A 684-nucleotide genomic window follows, 5' to 3' on the forward strand; every position below is an offset into this window, starting at 1 on the left:
AGGGCAGCAAATAGGCAATAATCCTTATTTTAATGAAGCACTTCAAAACACCTTAAATAAAGCTTCAGACACGATTAACAGTTCATTGGCAGGGGCGGGGCGTTATGGTTCTGGTGCACATACGGGTGTTTTGGCAGATGAATTAGGCAGCATAGCAACCCAAGCTCTCTCACAGCAATATAACCAAGACGTCAACAATAAGATGCAAGCCAATGGAATGATTGATCAAGCCAATCAAAATCAGTTGGCTAGCGCTAATAACTTTTTTCAAGGTCAAGGTCAGGCAAATCTCAATGCGTTGTCTGGAGGCGGTTTGCTTGATGCCAATCATCAACAGCAATTAGATGCAGAACGACAGAAATGGGAACAGCAGAATAATCTTGATTGGGAGCAGTTAAGTAAGTTGCTTGCAGCTGGTACGGCTTCTGCTGGAAATTACGGAATGCAAACGGAACAAAGGACACAGTTTACGCCGCAAACAAAACTTAATCCATGGCAAACTATTGGAAATGTTGGAACGATACTTGGTACTTTTGCTGGGCTTAGCGATAGGAGGGCAAAAGAAAACATCAGGGAGGCTGGACAGAAAAAGGGCTATACACTCTATGAATACAACTATAAGGGTTCTCCAGAGCGCTATCGCGGGGTGATGGCACAAGACGTTTTGAGGTCAAATCCTGAAGC

At 43.9% G+C, this 684-nt stretch carries 1 protein-coding gene; it reads left to right on the plus strand.

The window, feature by feature from the left end; genetic code table 11:
• Nucleotides 1–684 (plus strand): tail fiber domain-containing protein (locus ACFINO_RS10640; protein ID WP_375655821.1); only part of this gene is annotated, 684 nt, incomplete at both ends.

Source organism: Bartonella sp. AA83SXKL (assembly GCF_042196965.1).
Classification (GTDB): Bacteria; Pseudomonadota; Alphaproteobacteria; order Rhizobiales; family Rhizobiaceae; genus Bartonella.